This window comes from Streptomyces sp. ISL-11, from assembly GCF_018614525.1.
Lineage (GTDB): Bacteria > Actinomycetota > Actinomycetes > Streptomycetales > Streptomycetaceae > Streptomyces.
This window is the reverse complement of the sequence record NZ_JAGGOL010000011.1, coordinates 1-5,507: the sequence shown is the minus strand read 5'-3', so window position 1 is coordinate 5,507 and position 5,507 is coordinate 1. Positions and strand designations below refer to the sequence as shown.

The window sequence follows — 5,507 nt, the reverse complement described above, 5'->3', positions numbered from 1 at the left end:
CACCACCGGCCGCCCCAAGGGCTGTGTGCTCACGCACGCCAATTTCATGGCCGAGGCCGACAACGTCATCGCCCGCTACGAGCAGGTGTTCCGCTCCCGGCCCGGTGACGAGGCCGCCACCCTGCTCTTCCTGCCGCTCGCGCATGTCTTCGGGCGGATGGTGCAGGTGGCGGCGGTGCGCGGGCGGGTGAAGCTCGGTCACCAGCCGCAGCTGTCGGCGGCGGAGCTGCTGCCGGACCTGCGGGCGTTCCGGCCGACGTTCGTCCTGGCGGTGCCGTACGTCTTCGAGAAGATCCTGGCGACGGCCCGGCGGGCGGCGGAGAGCGAGGGCAGGGGCGGCCCGTTCGAGAAGGCCGTCGATGTCGCGGTGCGGTACGCCGAGGCGCTGGAGCGGCGGGCCTTCGGCGCCGGGCCGGGGCCGGGCGCCGCGCTGCGCGTGCAGCACCAGCTCCTCGACCGGCTCGTCTACGCCAAGGTGCGCGAGGCCCTCGGCGGCCGGATGCGGTACGCGATGTCGGGCGGTTCGGCGATGGACCGGCGGCTGGGGCTGTTCTTCGCGGGTGCGGGGATCATCGTCTTCGAGGGGTACGGGCTGACGGAGACGACCGGCGCGGCGACCGCCAATCCGCCCGAGCGCACGCGCTTCGGTACGGTCGGGCAGCCCGTGCCGGGCACGAGCGTGGCGCTCGGCGACGACGGCGAGGTGTGGCTGCGCGGCGGCCAGGTCTTCGCCGGTTATCTCAACGACCCGGAGGGCACCGGTGCGGTGCTGCGGGACGGTTGGCTGGCCACGGGCGACCTGGGCACGCTGGACGCGGACGGCTATCTGACGATCACCGGGCGGAAGAAGGAGATCCTCGTGACGTCCGGCGGCAAGAGCGTCTCCCCGCTGCCGCTGGAGGAGCGGGTGCGGGCGCACCCGCTGGTGTCCCACTGCGTCGTCATCGGCAACGACCGCCCGTACGTGGCCGCGCTGGTCACCCTCGATCCGGAGGCGGTCGCGCACTGGCTGCGGATGCGGGGCCGGCCGGCGGTGGAGTGGCCGGTGGTGGTGAGCGACCCGGACCTGGAGGCGGAGGTCCGGCGGGCGGTGGTGGCGGCGAACACGATGGTCTCCCGGGCCGAGTCGATCCGGGCCTTCCGGATACTGGGCGGCCAGTTCGGCGAGGAGCACGGCCTGCTGACGCCGTCGCTGAAGCTGCGGCGCGGGGCCATCGAGAAGGTGTACGCCCGGGAGATCGAGGCGCTCTACCCGGCCTGACGCCCGGGCTCGCTCCTCTCACCGGCCCCGGCGCCGGCACTACGATGAGGGGGAATCCGCGGCCGGCGGGCTGCCACAGAGGAGCGATCAGTGCCATACCGTTACGCCACGGACCGCGTGGACAACTCCGACTTCGCCTGTGGGTTCGTTCTGCACTCCGCACCCGGGTTCCCCGCCTTCCCCGTACGGCTGGCCGCCGAGATCTTCCTGCGGGCCGTCTCCCACCTTCCCGGCGACGGGCCGGTGACGCTCTGGGACCCGTGCTGCGGCAGCGGGTACCTGGCGACCGTGCTGGGGCTGCTGGAGCGTGATCGGCTGCGCCGTGTCATCGCCTCGGACGTGGACGCGGACGCCCTCGGCATCGCACGCCGCAATCTGAGTCTGCTCACCCCCGAGGGGCTGGCCGAGCGGGAACGCGCACGCCGGGCGGACAGCGAGCGGTTCGCGAAGCCCGCCTACGCCGAGGCGGCCGACGCCGCCGGGCGCTTCGCCGGCCGGCTGGCGGAGTCCGGTGGCGGGCTGCCCTGGTCCGCGCACCGGGCGGATGTCTTCGACCCCCGCTCGCTGGCCCCCCTGGTCGCGGAGACGCCCGTGGACCTGGTGCTCACGGACATCCCGTACGGGGAGCGGACCCACTGGGCGGGTGACGTGCGGGACGAACCGATCCCCGCGATGCTGCGCTCGCTGGCCTCGGTGCTGCCGCCCCACGCGGTCGTCGCGGTGGCGAATCGCGCCCGGAAGATCCCGGTCGGCCCGGTCCGGCCGCTGGAGCGGCTGAAGATCGGTACGCGTTCGGTGGCCCTGGTCCGGGCGGCGGACCTCCAGGACGGCGGTCGGCCGTAACCGCTCCCGCGGGCGCTCCGCGGAGCGCCCCGCGCCCATCGCTCAGAGCGGCAGTGCCGCGTCGAATCCCCGCTGCCGGGCCGCTTCGTACAGCATGACGGTGCCCGCCGCGGCCGCGTTCAGCGAGCTGGCCGCGCCACCGATCGGAATGCGCACCGTCTCATCGCACATCTCGCGCCAGGCACCGCTCATTCCGGAGGTCTCGTTACCGATGACGACCAGGAGCGGGCCGGTCAGCCGCGCCTCGGTGATGGTGTGCGGTCCCTTCTCGTCCGTGCCCAGGACGCGCACCGGCGTTCCCCGGTCGCGGACCCGCGTCAGCCAGTCCTGCACATCGCGGGGCGAGGGCACCCGCACCACCGGCAACGCGAAGACGGACCCGGTGCTGGCGCGCAGCGCCTTCGGGTCGTACACGTCCGCGGCGTGGCCGGAGATGATGATCGCGGAGGCTCCGAAGGCGTCCGCGGAACGGATGAGGGTGCCGATGTTGCCGGGCGTGATGGGGCGGTCGAAGACCACCCCCAGGAAGTCGGGGCCGGGCTCCAGGCGGTCCAGGTCGTCCGGGAGCATCTCCCCCACCGCGAGCAGCTCGGGGGCGGAGTCCTCCTTGCCGCCGAGTTCGTGCAGCAGGCCGGAGTCCATCCGCACCCGGACCGTGCCGTTGCCCAGGCGGCCGAGCACACCCTTGGCCCACTGCGACAGCGGCCTGTCCCCGTCGTACAGGACGGCGCTCAGCGGCCAGCCGTGCTCCAGGGCCAGGGAGATCGGGCGCACGCCCTGGATGAGGAACTCCCCCGCCTTCTGACGCTTGGCGCGGTTGGTCAGCAGCGCCTGCCACTGCTGGAAGCGCGCGTTGCGCGCACTCACCCGGAGTACGGCAGGCTTGGCAGCCACTACTGATCCCCTTTGGAACCGACGGTCACGCCGGCCGTCCGGCCGGAAGGGCTCACCCTACCGCCGGGGTCCCGCCGCTCCGCCGTGCGGGGCCGCGCCGCCGTCCGCCGCGGCGCGCACAATCGGGGCATGGACGTAGCGATCGCCCTGTTCACCTCCGACCTGCGGCTGCGCGACAATCCCGGGCTCGCCGGCGCCCTGCGCGTGGCGCGGCGCGTCGTACCGCTGTTCGTCGTCGACTCCGGCATCGCCGCCGCCGGTTTCGTCGTACCCAACCGGGCGGCGTTCCTGGCCGACTGCCTCGCCGACCTCGACGCGGCGCTGCGCGAGCGCGGCGGCCGGCTCGTGATCCGCCGGGGCGACGTGGTCGGGGAGACCTGCCGGGTGGCCGCCGAGACCGGCGCCGGGGAGGTCCACCTCGCGGGCGGGGTCAGCGGCTACGCGCTGCGCCGCGAGGAGCGGCTGCGGGCGGCGCTGGCGGCAGACGGGCGCGGGCTGCGGGTGCACGACGCGGTGATCACGGCGGTGGCACCGGGGGCGGTGGTGCCGTCGGGGGCGGCGAAGCGGGCGGATGGCGCGGGCCGTTCCGGCAAGGATCACTTCGCGGTGTTCACGCCCTACTTCCGGCGCTGGTCGGCCGAGGTGCCGCGGCCCGTGGCCGCGGCCCCGCGCGCGGTTCCCCTGCCCGAGGTGCGCTCGGAGCCCCTGCCCACGGCGGAGTCGCTCGCCCCGGGCCGGCCGTCCCCCGCGCTGCCCCGGGGCGGCGAGAGCGAGGGCCGCCGCCGGTTCGAGGCGTGGCGGAGGAGCCGGCTGGCCCGCTACGCCGAGCTCCACGACGACCTGCCGGCGGACGCGACCTCGCGGCTCTCGCCCTATCTCCACTTCGGCTGTCTCTCCCCCGTCGAGCTGGTCGCGCGGGCGCGGCGGGCGGGTGGTGCGGGCGCCGAGGCGTTCGTACGGCAGCTCGCCTGGCGCGACTTCCACCACCAGCTGCTGGCGGCCCGTCCCGGTGCGGCCCGGCGCGACTACCGCACGCGGCACGACCACTGGCGGGTGGACGCCGAGGAGCTCGCCGCGTGGCGGGAGGGCCGTACGGGGTATCCGGTGGTCGACGCGGCGATGCGGCAGCTCGCACACGAGGGCTGGGCGCACAACCGGGCCCGGCTGCTGGCGGCGAGCTTCCTCACCAAGACGCTGTACCTCGACTGGCGGGCCGGCGCCCGGCACTTCCTGGACCTGCTGGTCGACGGGGACGTGGCGAACAACCAGCTGAACTGGCAGTGGGTGGCGGGCACCGGCAGCGACACCCGCCCCAACCGGGTCCTCAGCCCGCTCGCCCAGGCCAGGCGGTTCGACCCGGCCGGGGAGTACGTGCGGCGCTGGGTGCCGGAGCTGGCGGGCCTGGCGGGCGCGGCGGTCCACCAGCCGTGGCGGCTGCGCGGCGAGGAACGGGCGCGGTACGCCTACCCGGACCCGATCGTCGACCTCCCGGACGCGCTGGCGCGCTTCCGGCGGGCGCGGGGCGTCGGCTGAGCGGTGGCGGTGCGCCTCCTTCCGTACGGGGCCCGGGCCGGGGGGCGTACGCCTCCCGCACCCTCCGCCACCTGCCGCGCCCGGTACTCCCCCGCGCTCCCCCGTTCGCAACCCCGCGAGGGATTTTCCTCCCCGGGAGCGGACAGAAGAGCGGACGGGGGCAGGTGCCCCCACCGGTCCGGACAGCGGAGCGACGACGGCAGAGGAGAGAAGGTCATGACAGCGAATCAGACCGTTCCCGAGCTCAACGAACCGCGCACCGGCGGCGCCCGGACGCCCGGCGGCACGACGGTCCAGGGCAGCGTGCCCGGGCCGGGCACGCCGGCCGCCACCCGGGGCAGGACCTCGATCGCCGACGGCGTCGTGGAGAAGATCGCGGGGCTGGCCGCCCGCGAGGTGCCGGGCGTGCACGCGCTCGGCGGCGGCTTCGCCCGCACGCTGGGCGCGGTGCGCGAACGGGTGCCCGGCGGGCGGCCCAGCGTCACGCGGGGCGTCAAGGTCGAGGTCGGGGAGCGGCAGACGGCCGTGGACCTGGACCTCGTCGTGTCCTACGGGATGCCGATCAGGGAGGTCGCCGGCGAGGTCCGGGAGAACGTGATCTCGGCCGTGGAGCGGATGACGGGCCTGGAGGTCGTGGAGGTCAACGTCTCGGTGGTGGATGTCCACCTTCCGGACGGCGACGACGCGGTGGACGCGGAGACGCGCGTGCAGTAGGCGGTGTCCGGTGGGTCTTCGGGCGCGGGCCGTCTTTGCCGCGTGGCCGCCTGCGGCGGGGCGGGCCGTCTTTGCCGCCTGCGGCGGCGGGCGCCCTGCGGGCGCGTCCTCAAGCGCCGGACGGGCTTGGTTTCGGCTGAGCTCAGCCGAAACCAAGCCCGTCCGGCGCTTGAGGACACCGCCGCGCAGCGGTGGTACGCACGACACGGCCCGCAGCCGCCCGCTCACATGATCCGTCGGACACGGCCAAGGGCGCGCCCGG

The 5,507-nt window shown here is 75.0% G+C and carries 5 protein-coding genes; 4 read left to right on the top strand and 1 reads right to left on the bottom strand.

Annotation, left to right across the window (positions count from 1 at the left end):
• Both J7E86_RS02555 and J7E86_RS02550 read left to right on the top strand, forming a co-directional pair.
• Positions 1 to 1,261 (top strand): long-chain fatty acid--CoA ligase (locus tag J7E86_RS02555; RefSeq protein WP_215079312.1); only part of this gene is annotated, 1,261 nt, incomplete at its 5' end.
• A 90-nt stretch (positions 1,262 to 1,351) separates the two neighbouring features.
• Positions 1,352 to 2,104, top strand: coding sequence for an rRNA methyltransferase (locus J7E86_RS02550; RefSeq protein WP_215079310.1), 753 nt, complete (start codon positions 1,352 to 1,354; stop codon positions 2,102 to 2,104).
• Between the two features lie 42 nt (positions 2,105 to 2,146).
• Here the strand turns inward: J7E86_RS02550 and J7E86_RS02545 are convergent, their stop codons facing one another.
• Complete coding sequence (locus tag J7E86_RS02545) at positions 2,147 to 2,971, bottom strand: TrmH family RNA methyltransferase (protein WP_308312444.1); 825 nt, start codon at positions 2,969 to 2,971, stop codon at positions 2,147 to 2,149.
• Positions 2,972 to 3,127: 156 nt separating this feature from the next.
• Between J7E86_RS02545 and J7E86_RS02540 the strand changes: the two genes are divergently transcribed.
• Complete coding sequence (locus J7E86_RS02540) at positions 3,128 to 4,531, top strand: deoxyribodipyrimidine photo-lyase (protein ID WP_215079307.1); 1,404 nt, start codon at positions 3,128 to 3,130, stop codon at positions 4,529 to 4,531.
• Between the two features lie 216 nt (positions 4,532 to 4,747).
• Complete coding sequence (locus J7E86_RS02535) at positions 4,748 to 5,245, top strand: Asp23/Gls24 family envelope stress response protein (protein WP_215079305.1); 498 nt, start codon at positions 4,748 to 4,750, stop codon at positions 5,243 to 5,245.
• Positions 5,246 to 5,507 lie beyond the last annotated feature (262 nt).

What these genes read in the sequence shown, in the direction of transcription:
- J7E86_RS02540 (WP_215079307.1), top strand. Translation starts at nt 3,128, where the DNA reads ATGGACGTAGCGATCGCCCTGTTCACCTCCGACCTGCGGCTGCGCGAC.
- J7E86_RS02535 (WP_215079305.1), top strand. Translation starts at nt 4,748, where the DNA reads ATGACAGCGAATCAGACCGTTCCCGAGCTCAACGAACCGCGCACCGGC.